At 66.8% G+C, this 310-nt stretch carries 1 pseudogene; it reads right to left on the bottom strand.

What is annotated here, in order from left to right:
* Nucleotides 1-204: 204 nt before the first annotated feature.
* Nucleotides 205-310, bottom strand: a pseudogene (locus B9C99_RS26240) (hydroxyquinol 1,2-dioxygenase); the annotation flags it as partial.

Raw genomic sequence — 310 nt, 5'->3', positions numbered from 1 at the left:
CGGCCGCCAGAGCCACAGCAGCGAATACTGTTACTGCGAGTTCACGAAACACCAAGAGTCCGCACGTAGTTGGCGGAGAGATGATGCGACTCGCACGGGAGGTGGGCTCACCAACCGAAGACACCGCATCTTGACGCGGTGAAACGGGGTTCGCCCGGCCTGTTGCAGGGGCGAACCTCGTTTCACCGCGTCAACCTGTGGGGGTCAGACGCCCCCGGGCGCGAGCACGATGTCGAACCGGGCCTTCGCCCAGGAGCGGTCCCCCAGATCGCGTCCGTCCGGCGTCGGCGTGCCCGGCGACTGCTGCGCA

The sequence above is a fragment of the Rhodococcus sp. BUPNP1 genome (assembly GCF_002215235.1).
In the GTDB taxonomy this organism is placed as follows: domain Bacteria; phylum Actinomycetota; class Actinomycetes; order Mycobacteriales; family Mycobacteriaceae; genus Rhodococcus.
Note: the sequence above shows the minus strand (reverse complement) of the source record. Positions and strands in the feature narration are given on the sequence as shown.